The 20,980-nt window shown below is 62.6% G+C and carries 20 protein-coding genes; 8 read left to right on the forward strand and 12 right to left on the reverse strand.

Annotated features, from left to right (window positions below):
* The first annotated feature begins 182 nt into the window (after positions 1-182).
* Positions 183-2,192: a DNA helicase Rep gene (rep, locus tag PFLCHA0_RS29870; RefSeq protein ID WP_011064202.1), complete on the forward strand. Its 2,010-nt coding sequence runs from the start codon at positions 183-185 to the stop codon at positions 2,190-2,192.
* 56 nt (positions 2,193-2,248) lie between these two features.
* Complete coding sequence (locus tag PFLCHA0_RS29875) at positions 2,249-2,821, forward strand: xanthine phosphoribosyltransferase (RefSeq protein WP_011064203.1); 573 nt, start codon at positions 2,249-2,251, stop codon at positions 2,819-2,821.
* A 105-nt stretch (positions 2,822-2,926) separates the two neighbouring features.
* Here the strand turns inward: PFLCHA0_RS29875 and PFLCHA0_RS29880 are convergent, their stop codons facing one another.
* The 6 genes from PFLCHA0_RS29880 to dadA form a co-directional block, all read right to left on the reverse strand.
* A complete protein-coding gene (locus tag PFLCHA0_RS29880; protein WP_015637461.1) occupies positions 2,927-4,858 on the reverse strand; it encodes an acetyl-CoA hydrolase/transferase C-terminal domain-containing protein in 1,932 nt (643 codons plus the stop codon).
* Positions 4,859-4,994: 136 nt separating this feature from the next.
* Positions 4,995-5,411: a c-type cytochrome gene (locus PFLCHA0_RS29885; protein ID WP_011064205.1), complete on the reverse strand. Its 417-nt coding sequence runs from the start codon at positions 5,409-5,411 to the stop codon at positions 4,995-4,997.
* A gap of 182 nt (positions 5,412-5,593) precedes the next feature.
* Positions 5,594-6,142 carry a cupin domain-containing protein gene (locus PFLCHA0_RS29890; RefSeq protein WP_015637462.1) on the reverse strand — a complete coding sequence of 183 codons (549 nt, stop codon included), beginning with the start codon at positions 6,140-6,142 and terminating at the stop codon, positions 5,594-5,596.
* Positions 6,143-6,273: 131 nt separating this feature from the next.
* Positions 6,274-7,347: an alanine racemase gene (alr, locus tag PFLCHA0_RS29895; RefSeq protein ID WP_015637463.1), complete on the reverse strand. Its 1,074-nt coding sequence runs from the start codon at positions 7,345-7,347 to the stop codon at positions 6,274-6,276.
* Between the two features lie 91 nt (positions 7,348-7,438).
* Positions 7,439-7,792: a RidA family protein gene (locus PFLCHA0_RS29900; RefSeq protein ID WP_011064208.1), complete on the reverse strand. Its 354-nt coding sequence runs from the start codon at positions 7,790-7,792 to the stop codon at positions 7,439-7,441.
* Positions 7,764-9,065, reverse strand: a complete 1,302-nt coding sequence (dadA, locus tag PFLCHA0_RS29905; RefSeq protein WP_011064209.1) for a D-amino acid dehydrogenase — start codon at positions 9,063-9,065, stop codon at positions 7,764-7,766. The genes PFLCHA0_RS29900 and dadA overlap by 29 nt, the downstream gene beginning before the upstream one ends.
* Before the next feature lie 156 nt (positions 9,066-9,221).
* Here dadA and PFLCHA0_RS29910 point away from each other — a divergent pair, with 156 nt between their 5' ends.
* A complete protein-coding gene (locus tag PFLCHA0_RS29910) occupies positions 9,222-9,710 on the forward strand; it encodes an Lrp/AsnC ligand binding domain-containing protein (protein ID WP_011064210.1) in 489 nt (162 codons plus the stop codon).
* Between the two features lie 42 nt (positions 9,711-9,752).
* On the opposite strand, the gene PFLCHA0_RS29915 is transcribed toward PFLCHA0_RS29910, so the two are convergent.
* The gene (locus PFLCHA0_RS29915) at positions 9,753-10,106 is read right to left on the reverse strand and encodes a YkgJ family cysteine cluster protein (protein WP_011064211.1); all 354 of its coding nucleotides are present in this window, start codon (positions 10,104-10,106) and stop codon (positions 9,753-9,755) included.
* A gap of 148 nt (positions 10,107-10,254) precedes the next feature.
* Between PFLCHA0_RS29915 and PFLCHA0_RS29920 the strand changes: the two genes are divergently transcribed.
* A complete protein-coding gene (locus PFLCHA0_RS29920) occupies positions 10,255-11,547 on the forward strand; it encodes an NAD(P)/FAD-dependent oxidoreductase (protein WP_011064212.1) in 1,293 nt (430 codons plus the stop codon).
* Between the two features lie 27 nt (positions 11,548-11,574).
* Here the strand turns inward: PFLCHA0_RS29920 and PFLCHA0_RS29925 are convergent, their stop codons facing one another.
* Positions 11,575-11,820: a DUF1127 domain-containing protein gene (locus tag PFLCHA0_RS29925; protein WP_011064213.1), complete on the reverse strand. Its 246-nt coding sequence runs from the start codon at positions 11,818-11,820 to the stop codon at positions 11,575-11,577.
* 179 nt (positions 11,821-11,999) lie between these two features.
* Between PFLCHA0_RS29925 and PFLCHA0_RS29930 the strand changes: the two genes are divergently transcribed.
* Both PFLCHA0_RS29930 and PFLCHA0_RS29935 read left to right on the forward strand, forming a co-directional pair.
* Positions 12,000-13,424: an aminotransferase-like domain-containing protein gene (locus tag PFLCHA0_RS29930; protein ID WP_011064214.1), complete on the forward strand. Its 1,425-nt coding sequence runs from the start codon at positions 12,000-12,002 to the stop codon at positions 13,422-13,424.
* Positions 13,425-13,490: 66 nt separating this feature from the next.
* A complete protein-coding gene (locus tag PFLCHA0_RS29935) occupies positions 13,491-15,059 on the forward strand; it encodes a phospholipase D family protein (RefSeq protein WP_015637466.1) in 1,569 nt (522 codons plus the stop codon).
* A gap of 4 nt (positions 15,060-15,063) precedes the next feature.
* Here the strand turns inward: PFLCHA0_RS29935 and PFLCHA0_RS29940 are convergent, their stop codons facing one another.
* On the reverse strand, positions 15,064-16,209 hold the full coding sequence (locus PFLCHA0_RS29940; RefSeq protein ID WP_015637467.1) for an MFS transporter: 1,146 nt from the start codon (positions 16,207-16,209) through the stop codon (positions 15,064-15,066).
* Positions 16,210-16,336: 127 nt separating this feature from the next.
* The gene (locus PFLCHA0_RS29945) at positions 16,337-17,830 is read right to left on the reverse strand and encodes an aldehyde dehydrogenase (RefSeq protein ID WP_011064217.1); all 1,494 of its coding nucleotides are present in this window, start codon (positions 17,828-17,830) and stop codon (positions 16,337-16,339) included.
* A 238-nt stretch (positions 17,831-18,068) separates the two neighbouring features.
* Here PFLCHA0_RS29945 and PFLCHA0_RS29950 point away from each other — a divergent pair, with 238 nt between their 5' ends.
* A complete protein-coding gene (locus PFLCHA0_RS29950; protein ID WP_015637468.1) occupies positions 18,069-18,431 on the forward strand; it encodes a cupin domain-containing protein in 363 nt (120 codons plus the stop codon).
* A 58-nt stretch (positions 18,432-18,489) separates the two neighbouring features.
* On the opposite strand, the gene rpmG is transcribed toward PFLCHA0_RS29950, so the two are convergent.
* Together rpmG and rpmB are read right to left on the reverse strand one after the other, a co-directional pair.
* On the reverse strand, positions 18,490-18,645 hold the full coding sequence (rpmG, locus tag PFLCHA0_RS29955; RefSeq protein WP_003177274.1) for a 50S ribosomal protein L33: 156 nt from the start codon (positions 18,643-18,645) through the stop codon (positions 18,490-18,492).
* A gap of 11 nt (positions 18,646-18,656) precedes the next feature.
* The gene (rpmB, locus tag PFLCHA0_RS29960) at positions 18,657-18,893 is read right to left on the reverse strand and encodes a 50S ribosomal protein L28 (protein ID WP_011064219.1); all 237 of its coding nucleotides are present in this window, start codon (positions 18,891-18,893) and stop codon (positions 18,657-18,659) included.
* 475 nt (positions 18,894-19,368) lie between these two features.
* Here rpmB and PFLCHA0_RS29965 point away from each other — a divergent pair, with 475 nt between their 5' ends.
* On the forward strand, positions 19,369-20,952 hold the full coding sequence (locus tag PFLCHA0_RS29965) for an ABC transporter substrate-binding protein (protein WP_015637469.1): 1,584 nt from the start codon (positions 19,369-19,371) through the stop codon (positions 20,950-20,952).
* Positions 20,953-20,980: the final 28 nt, after the last annotated feature.

Below are 20,980 nucleotides of genomic sequence, written 5' to 3' on the forward strand. Positions count from 1 at the left end.
CGCAATTTCTTGTACCGCTCTAACTCGAACATTAGACGCATATTCAGCGCGCATCCTGAGGGAAAGTATCAAAACCGGCAAATTTAGATCGCGTTGTACGTCACAAGTCGGACAGAGGCAGCAGAATCCGTCCAGCCTGTTAAAATGCCCGCCCTTTTCGTAACCGATCCCTTTTTACCGTCATGTCCCGACTCAATCCCCGGCAGCAAGAAGCCGTGAACTATGTCGGCGGCCCTCTTTTGGTGCTCGCCGGCGCAGGCTCCGGCAAGACCAGCGTGATCACCCGCAAGATCGCGCACCTGATCCAGAATTGCGGCATCCGCGCCCAGTACATTGTCGCCATGACCTTTACCAACAAGGCCGCGCGGGAAATGAAGGAGCGGGTCGGCACCCTGCTGCGCAGCGGCGAAGGCCGTGGCCTGACGGTCTCGACCTTCCACAACCTGGGCCTGAACATCATCCGCAAGGAGCATGTGCGGCTGGGCTACAAGCCGGGCTTCTCGATCTTTGACGAGACCGACGTCAAGGCCCTGATGACCGACATCATGCAGAAGGAGTATTCCGGGGACGACGGCGTCGACGAGATCAAGAACATGATCGGCTCGTGGAAGAACGACCTGATCCTGCCCGCCGAGGCCCTGGAAAACGCCCGCAACCCCAAGGAACAGACCGCCGCCATCGTCTACACCCACTACCAGCGCACGCTCAAGGCGTTCAACGCAGTGGACTTCGACGACCTGATCCTGCTGCCGGTGAAGCTGTTCGAAGAGCACGCCGACATCCTGGAGAAATGGCAGAACAAGGTGCGCTACCTGCTGGTGGACGAATACCAGGACACCAATGCCAGCCAGTACCTGCTGGTGAAGATGCTGATCGGCAAGCGCAACCAGTTCACCGTGGTGGGCGACGACGACCAGTCGATCTACGCCTGGCGCGGCGCACGCCCGGAAAACCTGATGCTGCTCAAGGACGACTACCCGTCCCTGAAAGTGGTGATGCTGGAGCAGAACTACCGCTCCACCAGCCGTATCCTGCGCTGCGCCAACGTGCTGATCTCCAACAACCCCCACGAATTCGAAAAGCAGCTGTGGAGCGAGATGGGCCACGGCGACGAGATCCGCGTGATCCGCTGCCGCAACGAAGATGCCGAGGCCGAACGGGTGGCCATGGAAATCCTCAGCCTGCACCTGCGCACCGACCGCCCCTACAGCGACTTCGCCATTCTTTACCGGGGTAACTACCAGGCCAAGCTGATCGAACTGAAGCTGCAGCACCACCAGGTGCCCTATCGCCTGTCCGGCGGTAACAGCTTCTTCGGACGCCAGGAAGTAAAGGATCTGATGGCCTACTTCCGCCTGATCGTGAACCCGGATGACGACAACGCCTTCCTCCGGGTGATCAACGTGCCGCGCCGGGAAATCGGCTCCACGACCCTGGAAAAACTCGGCAACTACGCCACCGAACGCAAGATCTCGATGTACGCCGCCACCGACGAAATCGGCCTGGGCGAACATCTGGACAGCCGTTTCACCGACCGCCTGGCGCGCTTCAAGCGCTTCATGGACCGGGTCCGCGAACAGTGCGCCGGCGAAGACCCGATTTCCGCCCTGCGCAGCATGGTCATGGACATCGACTACGAGAACTGGCTGCGCACCAACAGCTCCAGCGACAAGGCGGCGGACTACCGGATGGGCAACGTCTGGTTCCTGATCGAGGCCTTGAAGAACACCCTGGAAAAAGACGAAGACGGCGAGATGACCGTCGAAGACGCCATCGGCAAGCTGGTCCTGCGCGACATGCTGGAACGTCAGCAGGAAGAGGAAGACGGCGCCGAGGGCGTGCAGATGATGACCTTGCATGCCTCCAAGGGTCTGGAATTTCCCTACGTGTTCATCATGGGCATGGAAGAGGAAATCCTCCCGCACCGCTCCAGTATCGAAGCCGATACCATCGAGGAAGAACGGCGCCTGGCCTACGTGGGCATTACCCGCGCGCGTCAGACCCTGGCCTTTACCTTTGCAGCCAAGCGCAAGCAGTACGGTGAAATCATCGACTGCGCGCCGAGCCGTTTCCTCGATGAGCTGCCCCCGGACGATCTGGCCTGGGAAGGCAACGACGACACCCCGACCGAAGTGAAGGCCGTTCGCGGCAATAGCGCCTTGGCGGATATACGCGCGATGTTAAAGCGTTAAAATCGACTATTTTTTAACAGACCTTTGGCCCAGACGTGGCCAGTAGAGGAAGCTCCGTGGAAGCACTGCACAAGAAAATTCGCGAAGAAGGCATCGTGCTTTCCGATCAAGTACTGAAGGTCGACGCCTTTCTGAACCATCAGATCGACCCGCAGTTGATGAAGTTGATCGGCGACGAATTCGCCACGCTGTTCAAGGATTCGGGCATCACCAAGATCGTCACCATCGAAGCCTCAGGGATAGCCCCGGCGATCATGACCGGTCTGAACCTGGGCGTGCCGGTGATCTTCGCCCGCAAGCACCAGTCCCTGACCCTGACCGAGAACCTGCTGTCGGCCACCGTGTACTCCTTCACCAAGCAGGTGGAAAGCACCGTCGCCATTTCCCCGCGGCACCTGACCAGCAGCGACCGCGTGCTGATCATCGACGACTTCCTGGCCAACGGTAAGGCGTCCCAGGCACTGATCTCGATCATCAAGCAGGCCGGCGCCACCGTGGCCGGCCTGGGCATCGTCATCGAGAAGTCGTTCCAGGGCGGCCGTGCCGAACTGGACTCCCAGGGCTACCGCGTGGAATCCCTGGCCCGGGTCAAATCCCTGGCCGGCGGCGTGGTCACCTTCATCGAGTAACCCCGCCCGCCAGAGCAACAGACTTGTGTAGGAACTGGCTTGCCAGCGAAGACGCCCTTGAGAGCAGCGCAAGACTTGAAGGCCCATTCGCCGGCAAGCCGTCTCCTACGACAAGTTGGGGGCCGTGGCCTGCAGACCCGCCAGCAGGAACCGCTGGTACAGGTCTTCACGCAGGCCTTCGGGTTTCTCCAGCCCCATGCGTTCCAAGTGCTCGGCAAACGCCGCGGGCTCCGGTGCGTCGAGTGCCGCCTTGCCCAGCTCGAGGATCTCGCTGAGCTTGAACTTGCTCTTGAGCCAGTTCAGCGCCCGCAGCAGATCGCGCTCCTGGGCGCTGAAATCACTGCCCAGCGGATACTCCGGGAACAGGTGGCGATGACGCGCCTGAATGTTCTGCAAACGCTGTGGGCTGTTGTCGGCAAAACGCGGCTCCAGACGAAAGTCCTTCGCCAGCTTGCCGGCTTTCTGTGCCTGCTCGATCAATCCGGCCTGGAAGCGTGAATCGCTGATATTGAGCAACGCCTCGATCACCTTGGCGTCCGTCTTGCCCCGCAGATCGGCGATGCCGTACTCGGTGATCACGATGTCCCGCAGGTGACGGGGGATGGTGCAGTGGCCGTATTCCCAGACAATGTTGGAGCTCACTTCCCCCGCCGACTCGCGCCAGCTGCGCAGGATCAGCACCGAGCGGGCATCCGCCAGGGCATGGCCCTGGGCGACGAAGTTGTATTGCCCGCCCACCCCGCTCAGCACGCGCCCGCCCTGCAACTGGTCGGACACCGCCGCACCCATCAGGGTCATGGTGAAGGCGCTGTTGATAAAGCGCGCATCCCGGCGTTGCAGACGCTTGAGCTCCTCATGGCCATACAGCTCGTTGATGTAGCTGATGGCGGTCATGTTGAACTGCGCCAGCCTGCTCTTGGGCAGCTCCCGCAGGCGCTGATAGAAGCTGCGCGGGCCAAGGAAGAAACCGCCATGGATCGAGACCCCGCCGACAGCCGAATCCGGATCCAGGGTGCCGGCATTGGCTTGCTCTTGCAGCGCCACCGTCGGGTACACCTTGCGCCGCACGATGCCCGCGTCGGCCAGGGCCAGCAGGCCGTTGACGAACATTTCGCTGCAGCCGTAGAGCCCCTGGGCAAAGGGCTCGACACCCCCTTCGCGATCGATCAGCGGCTGCCAGTAATCCACCTGCAGGTCTGCCAGCAGTGCGCGGTAGCCCTCGTTGTCCGCCTGCCGTGCGAGCAAGGCCGCGGTCAGCGCATCGCCCATGGAGCCAATGCCGATCTGCAGGGTGCCGCCGTCGCGCACCAAGGTGCTGGCGTGCAGGCCTATGCAATGGTCCTGGATGCCCACGGGCATGTTCGGCGTGGAGAACAACGTACTGCGTTCCTCTTCGTCGATCAGCAGGTCGAGGTCCGCGGCATCGATTTCCGAGTCACCCGGCATATAGGGCAGGTCGCTGTGGACCTGGCCGAGGATCAGGATGGTTTCCCCCTGCGCCCGGCGCTTGGCAATCATCGGCAACATGTCGAGGGTGATGTCCGGGTTGCAGCTCAGGCTCAGGCGTCCCGCGTCTTGCGGGTCCCTGGCCAGCAGTTGCGCCACCAGGTTCAGACCGGCTGCGTTGATGTCCCGGGCGGCATGGCTGTAGTTGCTGCTGACGTAGTCCTGCTGCGCCGGGGCACTGTGCAGGAGGCTGCCGGGCTGCATGAAGAACTGCTCGACGCGAATGTTCGCCGGCAGGCTGTCGCGATGCAGGTCAGCGAGAAAATCCAGCTCCGGGTAGTCACCGAATACCCGTTCGACGAAGGGTTCGAGAAAGCGCTTCTGCAAACCGTCGCCCAGGGCCGGCCGGCCCAGGCTCAAAGCGGTGTAGATGGTCAGCTGGCGTTCCGGCATCCCGGCGATGCGCCGGTACAGGGCATTGGCGAAACGATTGGGTTTACCCAGCCCCAGGGGCATGCCCATGTGAATGTGTTGCGGCAAACGCGCGAGCACTTCATCCACCGCATGCTCGATAGAACAGGATTGCAGCATCTGACCCTCCGGGGACCGTCCATGAATTGAGGTTGGACCGAGCTTGCCGGGAGTTTGCTGCATTGACCAGTACACAGGGCAAATTACGCCCACAAAAAAGCCGCTCGTAAGCGGCTTTTTCGCTGAAGATGGCGGCTTATTTCAGGCCGGACATCTTCTGGATTGCACCTTTGAGCTCGTCATCGGAGCAATCGGCGCAAGTGCCTTTAGGCGGCATTGCGTTGATCCCGGTGATGGCCTTGGCCAGGATGCCGTCGAGGCCGCCCTGGTGATCGGCGCGCTCTTTCCAGGCTGCGGTGTCACCGATTTTCGGTGCGCCCAACAGGCCGGTGCCGTGGCAAGCGTTGCAGTGCTTGGCGATCACGTCATCCGGGGATTTCGCGCCACCGCCACCGCCCGCAGAGGCGGCCACTTCCATACCCTTGCATTCCTGCCCCTGGACGCAGACCTGGCCGACAGGCTCAAGACGCTTGGCAATATCATCATTAGTCGCAGCTTGAGCGCTGACTGCCCAAAGGGCCAATACGGTTGCTGGTGCGGCCAGCATTTTCATAATTAGGTTCACGCGTACACCCTCAATGGTGGCTAGTCACGCCTGCGGCCACGGTTTCGCAGGCGGGCGAAAGTATAACGGTTAGCCCGCCACACTGAAACAACCCCAAAGTCGAAGGGGTCTTATTCGCGGCAAAATGTCGCTGGGGGCCTCTCTGCAAGCCTTGCAGGACGCCTCTTGATCTAGAAGTTCGCCGGAGTGGCTGCGCTGATTAGTCGCGCCGGAACATCGAACGGATTACGGAAACGGTGCGGCTTCGTACTCTCAAAGTAGTAGCTGTCGCCGGCTTCGAGGACAAATGTTTCAAGCCCTACCACCAGTTCCAGGCGCCCCTCGAGGAGAATCCCGGTTTCCTCGCCGTCATGGGTGAGCATCTCTTCACCGGTATCGGCACCCGGCGGGTAGATCTCGTTGAGGAAGGCAATGGCGCGGCTCGGATGAGCCCGGCCCACCAGCTTCATGGTCACCGCACCATCGGAGATGTCGATCAGTTCGTGGGCCTTGTAGACGATCTGAGAAGGCGTTTCCTGGAGAATTTCCTCGGAGAAGAACTCCACCATGGACATGGGAATGCCGCCCAGCACCTTGCGCAGCGAGCTGATCGAGGGGCTGACGCTGTTCTTTTCGATCATTGAAATGGTGCTATTGGTGACGCCCGCACGCTTGGCGAGTTCACGCTGGGAAAGACCTTTCAGTTTACGGATGGATTGCAGTCGTTCACCGACGTCCAATGCGGCAGCCTCCTAGGCGGGAATCAGGCGTTGTTGTAATTGAGCGTTATCATGGCGACAGCGTTCAGTATTTACAACACTTGCTCCCGATTCCCCCCGGGAAGGCGACTTTCGGTACAGCCCACGGAATCTCAGCCTTCGCAGTACACCAACGGTACCCGGCGCAGGTTGCAGAACAGCTGATAAGGGATGGTATCGGCGGCCTGCGCAACATCGCTGGCGAGGATGTTCTTGCCCCACAACTCCACGGTCGAACCAAGACCGGCCTGGGGCACGTCCGTCAGGTCGACACACAGCATGTCCATGGACACCCGGCCCAGCAGGCGGCTGCGCTGGCCGGCCACCAGTACCGGCGTACCAGTAGGCGCATGGCGCGGATAACCGTCGGCATACCCCATGGCCACCACGCCGATGCGCATTGGCCTGTCGGTGATGAACCTGGCGCCGTAGCCCACCGGCTCGCCGGCCGGCAGTTCACGCACGCAGATCACCTTGGACTCCAGGGTCATTACCGGCTGCAAGCGCGCGGCCACCGAGTTGTTTTCTTCGAACGGCGTCGAACCGTAGAGCATGATGCCCGGGCGCACCCAATCGCTGGGTACGCTGGGCCAGCCCATGACCGCCGGCGAATTGCGCAGGCTGATTTCCGCTCCGAGGCCCTGGCGAGCCGCTTCGAATACCGCCACCTGCTCGCTGCTACGCGGGCAGTCCAGTTCATCGGCGCGGGCAAAGTGGCTCATCAGCACGATCTTCTCGACCTTGCCGCTGGCCTGCAGGCGCTGATACGCCGCCTGGTAATCCTTGGGATGCAGGCCGACCCGGTGCATGCCCGAATCCAGCTTGAGCCAGACCGTCAGTGGCTTGGCCACGGCCGCCTGCTCGATGGCTTCGAGTTGCCACAGCGAATGCACCACGCACCAGAAATCATGCTCGACGATCAGCGCCAGCTCGGATGCTTCGAAAAAACCTTCCAGCAGCAGCACCGGCGCACGAATGCCCGCGGCGCGCAGCTCCAGGGCTTCTTCGATGCAGGCCACGGCGAAACCGTCGGCCTCGCCTTCCAGTGCCTGGGCGCAGCGCACCGCGCCATGGCCGTAGGCATCGGCCTTGATCACCGCGAGAGCACGAACTCCCGAGGTTTCACGGGCCAGTTGGTAGTTGTGACGCAGGGCTTGGAGATCGATCAGGGCACGGGCAGGGCGCATGGCGGCAGACTTCTAGGCGGTCATGGGGAATAAAAAACCGGTGCTGGATAACGGCGAGCCGCCACCGGCACCGGGAGAGGGATCTTGTCGCTTAAGGCAGAGCGGCCACTACGGACAGCTCGACCAGGATTTCCGGTTCGCACAGCTTGGCTTCGACCGTGGCCCGGGCCGGCGCCACGCCTTTTGGCAGCCACTGGTCCCAGACACTGTTCATGCCAGCGAAGTGGGCATCGATGTCCTTCAGGTAGATGGTCACCGACAGCAGCTTGCTCTTGTCGGTACCGGCCAGGTCCAGCAGGCGTTCGATGTTGGCCAGGGTCTCGCGGGTCTGCTGTTCGATCCCGGCCTGCATGTCATCGCCGACTTGCCCGGACAGATACACCGTACCGCCGTGGACAACAATCTGGCTCATGCGCTCATTGGTGAGCTGGCGCTGGATTGACATGTTTAGCTGACTCCTGAGGGTTACCGTAACGGGAAATATCGAGGCCTTCGGCGCTGATCTGCGGCTTTTTCTTGGCCATCAGGTCCGCCAGCAGGCGACCGGAACCGCAAGCCATGGTCCAGCCGAGCGTACCGTGGCCAGTGTTCAAGAACAGGTTGCGGAACGGCGTGGCGCCCACAATCGGCGTGCCATCCGGAGTAGTGGGACGCAGCCCGGTCCAGAAACTGGCCTGGGACAGGTCGCCGCCCTGAGGATAGAGATCGTTGACGATCATCTCCAGCGTTTCACGCCGGCGCGGATTGAGCGAGAGGTCAAAACCGGCTATCTCCGCCATGCCGCCGACCCGGATCCGGTTGTCGAAACGGGTGATCGCGACCTTGTAGGTTTCGTCGAGGATGGTGGAAGTCGGGGCCATGGCCGGATTGGTGATCGGCACGGTCAGGGAGTAACCCTTGAGCGGGTACACCGGCGCCTTGATGCCCAGCGGCTTGAGCAATTGCGGCGAGTAGCTGCCCAGGGCCAGCACGTAGCGGTCGGCGGTTTCCAGCTTGCCGTCGATCCACACGCCGTTGATCCGGTCACCGGCAAAGTCGATGCGCTGGATGTCCTGGCCGAAGCGGAATTCCACACCCAGCTTGCTGGCCATTTCCGCCAGGCGCGTGGTGAAGATCTGGCAGTCGCCAGTCTGGTCGTTGGGCAGGCGCAGGGCACCGGCGAGGATGTCAGTGACGTTGGCCAGGGCCGGCTCGACCCGGGCGATGCCTTCGCGGTCCAGCAGTTCGAACGGCACGCCGGATTCCTTGAGCACGGCGATGTCTTTCGCCGCACCGTCCAGCTGCGCCTGGGTGCGGAACAGCTGGGTAGTGCCCAGGCTGCGGCCTTCGTAGGCAATGCCGGTTTCCGCTCGCAACTCGTCGAGGCAGTCACGGCTGTATTCGGACAGGCGCACCATGCGCTCCTTGTTCACCGCATAGCGGCTGGCGGTGCAGTTGCGCAGCATCTGCGCCATCCACAGGTACTGGTCGATGTCGGCCGTGGCCTTGATCGCCAGTGGCGCGTGGCGCTGCAGCAGCCATTTGATGGCTTTGAGCGGTACACCCGGAGCGGCCCAGGGCGACGCATAGCCAGGCGAGACCTGGCCGGCGTTGGCGAAGCTGGTTTCCATGGCGGCGGCCGGCTGACGGTCCACTACGGTCACTTCAAATCCGGCTCGAGCCAGATAATAGGCACTGGTGGTTCCGATAACGCCACTGCCCAAGACCAGAACGCGCATTTTCATATCCTCATCGCGGCTTGACCGCTGACGTTTGTTATTCAGAGCAAAGATGGGCGCAGTGTAAGAAACATTGAGCAGTGATTTTCACTATATAACCGCCTATATTTGGCGAGAATTCTCGGCGATATTGCTTTTCACGGAGGGGCATCCCCTATGCGCACCAACCATCAGACCCGTCGGGCCCTGGACAAGATCGATCGCAATATCTTGCGGATACTCCAGGCCGACGGACGCATTTCCTTCACCGAGCTGGGGGAGCGAGTGGGCCTCTCCACCACCCCCTGCACCGAGCGCGTGCGCCGCCTGGAGCGCGAAGGGATCATCATGGGCTACAACGCGCGGCTCAATCCGCAGCACCTCAAGGGCAGCCTGCTGGTGTTCGTCGAGATCAGCCTGGACTACAAGTCCGGCGATACCTTCGAGGAGTTTCGCCGGGCGGTGCTGAAGCTGCCCCACGTACTGGAGTGCCACCTGGTGTCCGGCGACTTCGACTATCTGGTCAAGGCGCGGATCTCGGAAATGGCGTCCTACCGCAAGTTGCTGGGGGACATCCTGCTCAAGCTGCCCCACGTGCGCGAGTCCAAGAGCTACATCGTCATGGAAGAAGTGAAGGAGAGCCTGAGCCTGCCGATTCCGGATTGAAGCGAGAGGGTGAAGCCTTCCGGCAAGCCGGGGTGCGCGGGGCTAGACCAGGACCTGGCGAGTGCTGGCCATGTAGTCGTGGATCTGTTTTTCGACCCGAGGGTGGATCATCTCCACCGGGCGCCGGCCGTTGGGGCAAGGCAGGCTCGGCGTGGTGCCGAACAGGCGGCAGATCAGCGGACGCTCGTCATACACGGTGCAACCGTTGGGCCCCAGGTGCACGCAGTTGAGCTCGTCCATGGCAGCTTCCTGCTCGGCAGCGGTCTTGCGCGGCAGGCGGGACATTTCCTCCGGCGAGGTGGTCACCGGGCCGCAGCAGTCGTGGCAGCCGGGAACGCACTCGAAAGAGGGAATCTGCTGACGCAGGCTGCGGACGATTTGACGGTTACAGCTCATGAAAAAGACTACCGGGGCATGAATAGCCGTGAATTCTGCCCTAAATGCCTGGCGGCAGACAGGACCGGGCGTCCTGCGGTTGCCCCGGCGCAAAGGCCCGACTTATGCTCCGCGCATTTTTACCGACACCATCATCAGGACGCATCCCATGCCCGCCAGCCTTCAGCACGCCGCTTCCTACTATGCCGCCAGCAGCCTGCCGCAACCTGACTACCCAGCGTTGGCGGGCGATCTGACAGCCGATGTGTGCGTGGTCGGGGGCGGTTTTTCCGGGCTCAACACCGCGCTGGAACTGGCCGAGCGTGGCCTCAGCGTGGTCCTGCTGGAGGCGCACAAGATCGGCTGGGGCGCCAGCGGGCGCAATGGCGGGCAGTTGATTCGCGGCGTCGGCCACGGCCTCGACCAGTTCACCAAGGTGATAGGCGAGGACGGAGTGCGGCAGATGAAGCTCATGGGGCTGGAGGCGGTGGAGATCGTCCGCCAACGCATCGAGCGTTTCCAGATCCCTTGCGACCTGACCTGGGGCTACTGCGACCTGGCCAACAAGCCGGCCGACCTTGCCGGCTTCGCCGAAGACGCCGAGGAACTGCGCAGCCTCGGCTATCGCCACCAGACCCGGCTGCTGCAGGCCGATGAAATGCACAGCGTGGTGGGTTCCAAGCGCTATGTTGGCGGCTTGATCGACATGGGTTCGGGCCACCTGCACCCGCTGAACCTGGCCCTGGGCGAAGCCCGGGCGGCGCAGCAACTGGGGGTGCAACTGTTCGAGCACTCTGCGGTGACCCGCATCGACTACGGCCCCGAGGTCAAGGTCCACAGCAGTCGCGGCACCGTCCGGGCCAAGACCCTGGTACTGGGCTGCAACGCCTACCTCAACGATCTCAATCCGGAGTTGGGGGGCAAGGTGCTTCCGGCCGGCAGCTACATCATCGCCACCGAACCCTTGAGCCCGGCCCTGGCCCAGGAACTGCTGCCGCAGAACATGGCGGTCTGCGACCAACGCGTGGCCCTGGACTACTACCGCCTTTCGGCTGACCGGCGCCTGCTGTTCGGGGGTGCCTGTCATTATTCGGGCCGTGACCCCAAGGACATCGCCGCCTACATGCGGCCGAAGATGCTGGAAGTGTTCCCGCAACTGGCCGCAGTGAAGATCGACTACCAGTGGGGCGGCATGATCGGCATCGGCGCCAACCGCCTGCCGCAGATCGGCCGGCTCAAGGACCAGCCCAATGTGTATTACGCCCAGGCCTATTCGGGCCACGGCCTGAATGCCACGCACCTGGCGGGCAAGCTGCTGGGCGAGGCCATCAGCGGCCAGCACGGCGGCGGTTTCGACCTCTTCGCCAAGGTGCCGCACATCACTTTCCCGGGCGGCAAGCATCTGCGCTCGCCGCTGCTGGCCCTGGGCATGCTCTGGCACCGCTTGAAGGAACTGCTCTGACCCTCCCCGTGGCTGCGCGGCGTCGGCCTACAGCCGCCAGAACGGCTTGAGACCTTCGGCCCGCGCCTCTTCCCGGCTCAGGCCGACATCGCGCAACTGCTCGGCAGTCAGCTCCAGCAACGCCTTGCGCGTGCGCAGCCGATGCCAGTACAGACCCAGCGGGCTCAGCCCAGGCGGTGCGGAGCGTGGCAGGCGTGCCGCCAGTGCCTGCTCCTGCTCTGCCTGCAGCTCCTGACTCCGTAACGACAGACGCACATCGCTCAAGCCGTTCATCTGTATTGCTCCTGTTTGCTCAAAGTTGCCATGAGCCAATAGGATGCTTGGTGCGCAAAAACCATTACAGACTCAATACAGCGGTATTAACTCCATACAGTTTTGCCAAAAATCCTGCTGAATCCTGTATTTTTGCCCCATCTGTACCGGTCCTCGCGCCCCCACTACGAGCCAATGCCATGACCCTCTACGTCAACCTCGCCGAACTCCTGGGCACCCGCATTGAGCAGGGCTTCTACCGCCCCGGCGATCGACTGCCCTCAGTGCGCGCCCTGAGCGTCGAGCACGGGGTCAGCCTGAGCACCGTGCAGCAGGCCTACCGCCTGCTGGAAGACAACGGCCTGGCGATGCCCAAGCCCAAGTCCGGCTACTTCGTGCCGCCCAGCCGCGAACTGCCCGCCCTGCCCGCCGTTGGCCGCCCGGCCCAGCGACCGGTAGAGATCTCGCAGTGGGACCAGGTGCTGGAACTGATTCGCGCCGTGCCGCGCAAGGACGTGGTGCAACTGGGCCGCGGCATGCCGGACATCACCACCCCCACCCTCAAGCCTCTGCTTCGGGCCCTGGCCCGCCTCAGCCGGCGCCAGGACATGCCAGGCCTGCACTACGACAACATTTACGGCGTGCTGGAGCTGCGCGAACAGGTCGCGCGACTGATGCTGGATTCCGGCTGCCAGCTGGGGGCCGGCGACCTGGTGATCACCACCGGCTGCCACGAGGCGCTGTCCACCAGCATTCGCGCCATCTGCGAGCCGGGGGATATCGTCGCCGTGGACTCGCCGAGCTTCCACGGCGCCATGCAGACCCTCAAGGGCCTGGGCATGAAGGCCCTGGAGATCCCCACCGACCCCATTACCGGAATCAGCCTGGAAGCTCTGGAACTGGCTTTGGAACAGTGGCCGATCAAGGCCATACAGTTGACGCCCAACTGCAACAACCCCCTGGGCTACATCATGCCGGAGCCGCGCAAGCGGGCACTGCTGACCCTGGCCCAGCGCTTCGACGTGGCGATCATCGAGGACGATGTGTATGGCGAACTGGCCTACACCTACCCGCGCCCGCGCACCATCAAGTCCTTCGACGATGATGGCCGGGTGCTGCTGTGCAGCTCGTTCTCGAAAACCCTGGCCCCAGGCCTGCGCATCGGCTGGGTAGCGCCCGGTCGCTACCTGGAACGTGTACTGCACATGAAATACATCAGCACCGGCTCCACGGCCCCGCAGCCCCAAGTAGCCATCGCCGAGTTTCTCAAGAGCGGGCACTTCGAGCCGCATTTGCGCAAAATGCGCACCCAATACCAGCGCAATCGTGACCTGATGCTCGATTGGGTCAGCCGCTACTTCCCCGCCGGCACTCGCGCCAGCCGGCCACAGGGCAGTTTCATGCTGTGGATCGAACTCCCCGAGGGCTTTGATGCTCTGAAGCTCAACCGAGTGCTGCTCGAGCAAGGGGTGCAGATTGCCGTGGGCAGCATCTTTTCCGCCTCGGGCAAGTACCGCAATTGCCTGCGGATGAACTACGCTGCCAAGCCAACCGCGCAGATCGAAGACGCGGTACGCAAGGTCGGCGCTGCAGCCATCAAGCTGCTCAGTGAAACCTCGGACTGACCCCGACCCGAAGCAGGAAGCCAGCCGTCCCATGCCAACCCGTGCCGTGATGCGAGATGACCTGACTTGAACCCTATACAGGCCTTCACCTGGCTTCTGCTGCTGAGCCTCGGGCTGGGCGGCTGCGCTACCCGCGAGGTGCCGTACCAACCCAGCCAGGCCCTGCCCGCCCGTGATTCGGGCTTTGCCCAGTCGATCCGGGCCCAGGCCGCACCCTACCAGGGGCGTTCCGGCTTTCGCCTGCTACCCAACAGCACCGAAGCGTTCATGGCCCGCGCCGAGCTGATCCGCAACGCGCAAAGCAGCCTCGACCTGCAGTACTACATCGTCCACGACGGCATCAGCACCCGCATGCTGGTGGACGAGCTGCTCAAGGCCGCCGACCGTGGCGTGCGGGTACGCATCCTGCTGGACGACACCACCAGCGACGGCCTGGACCAGATCATCGCCACCCTGGCCGCCCACCCGCAGATCCAGATCCGCCTGTTCAACCCTCTGCACCTGGGCCGCAGCACCGGCCTGACCCGGGCCATGGGCCGCCTGTTCAACCTGTCGCAGCAGCATCGGCGGATGCACAACAAGCTCTGGCTGGCAGACAACAGCGTGGCCATCGTGGGCGGGCGCAACCTGGGGGATGAATACTTCGACGCCCAGCCCAACCTGAATTTCACCGACATCGACATGTTCAGCGTGGGTCCGGTGGCCGAGCAACTGGGCCACAGCTTCGACCAGTACTGGAACAGCGCCCTGAGCCGCCCCATCGGCGAGTTCCTGTCCAGCACACCTTCCACCAAGGCGCTGGACAACACCCGGCTGCGCCTCGAGGAATCCTTGCAGGACAGCCGCCGGCAGAACCAGGCGCTGTACCGGCAGTTAATGACCTACCAGACCCAGCCGCGCATGGACATCTGGCGCAAGGAACTGATCTGGGCCTGGAACCAGGCCCTGTGGGACGCTCCGGCCAAGGTCCTGGCCAAGGGTGACCCCGACCCGCACCTGCTGCTCACCACCCAGCTGGCACCGGAACTGAGCGGGGTCGGCAAGGAGCTGATCATGATCTCGGCCTACTTCGTTCCGGGGCAGCCTGGGCTGGTGTACCTGACCGGGCGCGCGGACGCCGGAGTCTCGGTGAGCCTGTTGACCAACTCCCTGGAAGCCACCGACGTGCCAGTGGTGCATGGCGGCTATGCGCCCTATCGCAAGGCATTGCTGGAACATGGAGTGAAGCTCTACGAACTGCGCCGACAACCCGGCGAGCGCGGTGGCAGCGGGCCGCACCTGTTCCACAGCGGCTCCTACAAGGGCTCCGACTCCAGCCTGCACAGCAAGGCGATGATCTTCGACCGACGAAAGAGCTTCATCGGCTCGTTCAACTTCGACCCCCGTTCGGTGCTGTGGAACACCGAGGTCGGGGTGCTGGTGGACAGCCCCGAGCTGGCTGAACATGTCCGCGCCCTGGCCCTGCAGGGGATGGCGCCGGCCCTGAGCTACCAGGTCAAGCTGCTGGACGGCAAGCTGGTCTGGGTGACCGAGGACCAGGGCCAGTTGCACAGCCTGGGCCATGAACCCGGTAACTGGTGGCGCCGCTTCAATGCCTGGCTGAGCACCCGCATCGGCCTGGAACGCATGCTCTGAGTGGCTACAACGCAGCCTGGGCTTCGCCAAAGGCCCCCTGGCGCAGCAGCAGGACAAGCAAGCCAAAAGCCCCGGCCGCCACCAGCAGCAACATGGCGTGGCCGCTCACCCACTGGCTGCCGGCCCCTGCCACCAGCGGCCCGATCAGGCAGCCAATGCCCCAGAGCTGCGCCACATGGGCATTGGCCCGCACCAGTGCATCATCGCGGTAACGCTCCCCGATCAGGATCAGCGACAAGGTGAACAAGCCCCCGGCGCTGGCCCCGAACAACACCCACAGTGGCCAGATCAGCACGGTGCCCAGCAACAGCGGAATGGCCAGGCTGGAACACAGCAGGATCACCGCGCAGCCGGTGAACAGGCCGCGCCGGGAAATCCGATCCGCCAGGGCGCCAATCGGCAGTTGCAAAAGTGCATCCCCCACCACCACGGTGCTGACCATGGCCAGGGCAATGTCTTCGGTGAACCCCTGGCTCAGGCAATATACCGGCAGCAGGGTCAGAATCAGCGCCTCGAAAGTAGCGAACAATGCAACTGCCCAGGCAATCGCCGGCAACTTCTGACAGAAGTGCCACAGGTCAAACAGGGTCACGCTGCACGACTCGGTGCTCGGCGCCCCGCTGCGCCCCAACAGCAGGAGCGGTGATACCACCAGCAAACCCACCGCGGTCCAGAAGCCGTAATCATGCTCAGTATCCAGCACGCCCAACAGCAGGGGCCCGGCCAGCTGGCTCAAGGCATAGCTTGCGCCATACAGCGCCACCAGCCGGCCACGCCACTGCTCCACCACCAGCTGATTGATCCAGCTTTCCCCCAGAATGAAGATGATGGTCAGGACCACTCCCAGTATCAGGCGCAGTACCAACCACAACGGATAGCTGGGCAGCAGCGCCAGCAAGGCAATGGAGATCGCCCCACCCCACAGGCACAGGCGCATCAGGCTGGCGGTGCCGAAGCGCGCCGCCAGGCGGCTGGAGATCTTCGCCCCGAGCAACACGCCAATGGCCGGCATCGCCGCCACCACGCCAATTGCAAAAGGCCCGTAGCCCCAGCTTTCGAGACGAAACGACACCAGGGGCATGGTCACGCCCAGGGCCAGGCCGACACTCAAGACTGCGGCCAAAACGGCGAAATAGGTCGCCCAACGCATTTCCACGCTCCTGTGGATCATTGTTTCGCAAGGCACAGACAACACAGCCGGACTCCCCTTGCGGAAAGTCCGGCTGCGCTATGGATCGACATCAGGCGGGGCACTGCCCCGCCTCAAACGACAAGACTCAGAGCTTGATCCAGGTGGCTTTCAGCTCGGTGTACTTGTCGAACGCATGCAGCGACTTGTCGCGACCGTTGCCCGACTGCTTGAAGCCGCCGAACGGCGCGGTCATGTCGCCGCCGTCGTATTGGTTGACCCAGACGCTGCCGGCACGCAGGGCCTTGGCGGTCTGGTGGGCCTTGGAGATGTTGGCGGTCCACACCGCAGCTGCCAGGCCGTAAGGCGTGTCGTTGGCAATCTGGATCGCCTCTTCCACGCTGTCGAAGGCGATCACCGACAGTACAGGGCCGAAGATCTCTTCCTGGGCGATTTTCATCGCGTTGCTGACACCATCGAAAATGGTCGGCTCGACGTAGGTGCCACCGGTTTCTTCCAGGGTGCGCTTGCCACCGGCCACCAGCTTGGCGCCATCGGCATGCCCGGCTTCGATGTAGGACAGCACGGTGTTCATCTGCTGGGTGTCCACCAGGGCACCGACATTGGTGGCCGGGTCCAGCGGGTTGCCCGGCTTCCAGCCCTTGAGGGCCTCGATCACCAGCGGCAGGAATTTATCCTTGATGGAGCGCTCCACCAGCAGGCGCGAGCCGGCGGTGCAGACTTCGCCCTGGTTGAAGGCAATGGCGCTGGCGGCGGATTCGGCGGCGGCCTGCAGGTCCGGAGCATCGGCGAACACGATGTTCGGGCTCTTGCCGCCGGCTTCCAGCCACACGCGCTTCATGTTGGATTCGCCGGAGTAGACCAGCAACTGCTTGGCGATCTTGGTGGAGCCGGTGAACACCAGGGTGTCCACGTCCATGTGCAGGGCCAGGGCCTTGCCGACGGTGTGGCCGTAGCCTGGCAGTACGTTGAACACGCCCGCCGGAATCCCGGCTTCCACTGCCAGGGCAGCGATGCGGATGGCGGTCAGCGGGGATTTTTCCGAAGGCTTGAGGATCACCGAGTTACCGGTGGACAGGGCCGGGCCCAGTTTCCAGCAAGCCATCATCAGGGGGAAGTTCCACGGCACGATGGCCGCGACCACGCCTACCGGCTCACGGGTGACCAGGCCCAACTGGTCGTGAGGGGTGGCAGCGACTTCATCGTAGATCTTGTCGATGGCCTCGCCGCTCCAGCTCAGGGCCTGGGCGGCGCCGGGAACGTCGATATCCAGGGAGTCGCTGATGGGCTTGCCCATGTCCAGGGTTTCCAGGAGCGCGAGTTCTTCAGCGTGCTGCTTCAACAGGCCGGCAAAGCGGATCATCACCGACTTGCGCTTGGCCGGCGCCAGGCGCGACCAGGCGCCGGAGTTGAAGGTGGCGCGGGCGTTTTCCACGGCGCGCTGGGCATCGGCGGCATCACAGCTGGCGATGGTCGCCAGTACGCGACCGTCTACCGGGCTGATGCATTCGAAGGTGTCGCTGGAAGCCGATGCGGTGTATTCGCCGTTGATGTAGGCACGACCTTCGATTTTCAGGTCGCGGGCACGTTGTTCCCAGTCGGCACGAGTCAGGGTGGTCATACGAGTGTCCTCCTCTTATTTGTATACAAGCGCCATGCGAACTACGCCGGCACTGCTGAAGAATTCTGCCCGGCCAGCCTGTTTTCGGCCAAAGGCACCCGCCACCCTAAACCAGCGACACCTGTACTTTCAATATATTTGACAAAGCCCGGGCAAACGCCATTGCTATGTGCATTTTAATAAACATAGACTTTGGCCTTCATAGCCACTCGCGCCGCAATCACGGGGGAATACAACAATGAGCATCCACAACGTCGTCGACTTCAGCCAGGCCACCACCGAGGGCGAACGCTACCGCCCCGCTGCGGAAAAAATCCTCAAGGGCGACCCCGAGCAGGCGGTGTTCAACCATTACGCCAGCCCGTGCGGCCAGCTCAATGCCGGGATCTGGGAAGGCGCCGTAGGCCAGTGGACGGTGAACTTCACCGAGCACGAATACTGCGAGATCCTCCAGGGCGTATCGGTACTGCGTGATCACGACGGCAATGCCAAGACTCTGCGAGTCGGCGACCGCTTCGTGATCCCGGCCGGCTTCAAGGGCACCTGGGAAGTGCTGGAGCCCTGCCGCAAGGTCTATGTGGCCTTCGAACAGAAAGCCTGAATCCCGGGCACAAAAAAACCCGCTTGAAGGCGGGTTTTTTTGTCAGAAGAAAAATCAATTACTTGATTTTGCCTTCCTTGTAGATCACGTGCTTGCGAACAACCGGATCATATTTCTTGATCTCGATTTTGTCCGGAGTAGTACGCTTGTTCTTGTCGGTAGTGTAGAAGTGACCAGTACCGGCGCTCGAGATCAAACGAATCAATTCACGCATGATTAGCTCCCTTAAACCTTGCCGCCATCGCGACGGATTTCGGCCAGCACGACATCAATGCCGCGCTTGTCGATGATACGCATGCCTTTGGCAGATACGCGCAGACGCACAAAACGTTTCTCGGACTCAACCCAGAAGCGGTGATGCTGCAGGTTCGGCAGGAAACGACGACGGGTTTTGTTGTTTGCGTGGGAAATGTTATTCCCAGTCACCGGACCCTTACCGGTAACTTGACAGACTCTAGACATGCCTCAGCCCTCTAAAACCACATGCCCAACCCGGCATGGGTTGGCCGCTTAATCTCTCAGTCATTTGGCGCCAGGCGCCGCGTTTCTTTAGGGTCTTACCGGCTACACCTACAAGCGAAGGAACCGGGCCCCTAGAAAAGAGCGCTGCTTTATACCAGAAAGACCCCAGAGCAACAACAACCGCTGTGCCCAGGATGACGAAAAGTCCTGATTTTCTTGCGCCGGACGCCTGCGGCAAAGGCTACCGCAGAAATCTACCGCTCGTCGCAGAATATATTTCTCCCGATACCCCAGGCACAAAACCGCCATTGGGCGCGGTCATGCCTGCGGAAAATCACGCCTGGAACCCCGGCCGAGCCCGAGGTTTCGTCACTCGATACAAAAGGGATAGTCATTTTACAAAGAGCCCACTAGGGTAAGGCATTTCCAGACTGCACTCGCAGATGGGCTTTCGATCTGCACAAGGAACCCGACCATGCGTCTTGCCGCCCTCCCGCTCCTGCTCGCCCCTCTCCTGAGCCCCCTGGCCCAGGCTGCCGCGCTGAGCGTCTGCACCGAAGCCAGCCCGGAGGGCTTCGACGTGGTGCAGTACAACTCACTGACCACCACCAACGCATCCGCCGACGTGCTGATGAACCGCCTGGTGGAGTTCGACGCTGATAGCGGCAAGGTAGTCCCCAGCCTTGCCGACAGCTGGGAGGTCTCTGCCGACGGCCTGACCTACGTGTTCAAACTGCACCCCAAGGTCAAGTTCCACCGCACCGAGTATTTCAACCCCAGCCGCGAGCTGACCGCCGAAGACGTCAAGTTCAGCTTCGAGCGCATGCTCGATCCGGCCCATCCGTGGCACAAGATCGCCCAGAGCGGCTTTCCCCACGCCCAGTCCCTGCAGTTGCCCAGCCTGATCAAGAAGATCGATGCCCTGGACCCGTTGACCGTACGCTTTACCCTGGACCACGCCGATTCGACCTTCCTCGCCACCCTGAGCATGGGCTTCGCCTCGATCTACTCGGCGGAGTACGCCGAGCAACTGCTCAAGGCCGGCACTCCGGAGAAGCTCAACAGCCAGCCGATCGGCAGCGGCCCATTCATCTTCGGGCGCTTCCAGAAAGACGCCTCGATCCGCTACAAGGCCAACCGCGACTACTTTGCCGGCAAGCCTGCGGTCGATTCGCTGATCTTTGCCATCACCCCGGACGCCAACGTGCGCCTGCAGAAGCTGCGCCGCAACGAGTGCCAGATCGCGCTGTCGCCCAAGCCCCTGGATGTCCAGGCCGCCAGCGAGGATCCGGCACTGAAGGTCGAGCACACCGCAGCCTTCATGACCGCCTTCGTCGCCATCAACAGCCAGCACCCACCCCTGGACAAACCCGAGGTACGCCAGGCAATCAACCTGGCCTTCGACAAGGGCAGCTACCTCAAGGCGGTCTTTGAAGGCACCGCCGAAGCCGCCAACGGCCCTTACCCGCCCAATACCTGGAGCTACGCCAAGGACCTGCCCGGGTACGCCCACGACCCGGAAAAGGCTCGCCAACTGCTGGCCAAGGCTGGCCTGAAGAACGGCTTCCAGACCACCCTCTGGACCCGCCCTTCTGGCAGCCTGCTCAACCCCAACCCCAGCCTGGGCGCACAGTTGCTGCAATCGGACCTGGCCCAAGTGGGGATCCAGGCGGAAATCCGCGTGATCGAATGGGGTGAACTGATCCGCCGCGCCAAGGCCGGCGAGCACGACCTGCTGTTCATGGGCTGGGCTGGCGACAACGGCGACCCGGATAACTTCCTCTCGCCACAGTTCACCTGCGCCGCCGTCAAGTCCGGCACCAACTTCGCCCGCTACTGCGACCAGAACCTGGATAAGCTGATCACGGCCGGCAAGACCACCAGCGAACAGGGTGTGCGCAGCAAGCTGTACCAACAGGCCCAGACCCAGATCCAGCAGCAGGCGCTGTGGCTGCCCCTGGCACACCCGACCGCTTTCGCCCTGACTCGCAAGCAGGTCGAGGGCTACCAGGTGAGCCCCTTCGGGCGCCAGGACTATTCGAAAGTCAGCATCAAGTGAACTGCCGGCCGGCTTCAAGGCCCACCCA

It is taken from the genome of Pseudomonas protegens CHA0 (genome assembly GCF_000397205.1).
Lineage (GTDB): Bacteria > Pseudomonadota > Gammaproteobacteria > Pseudomonadales > Pseudomonadaceae > Aquipseudomonas > Aquipseudomonas protegens.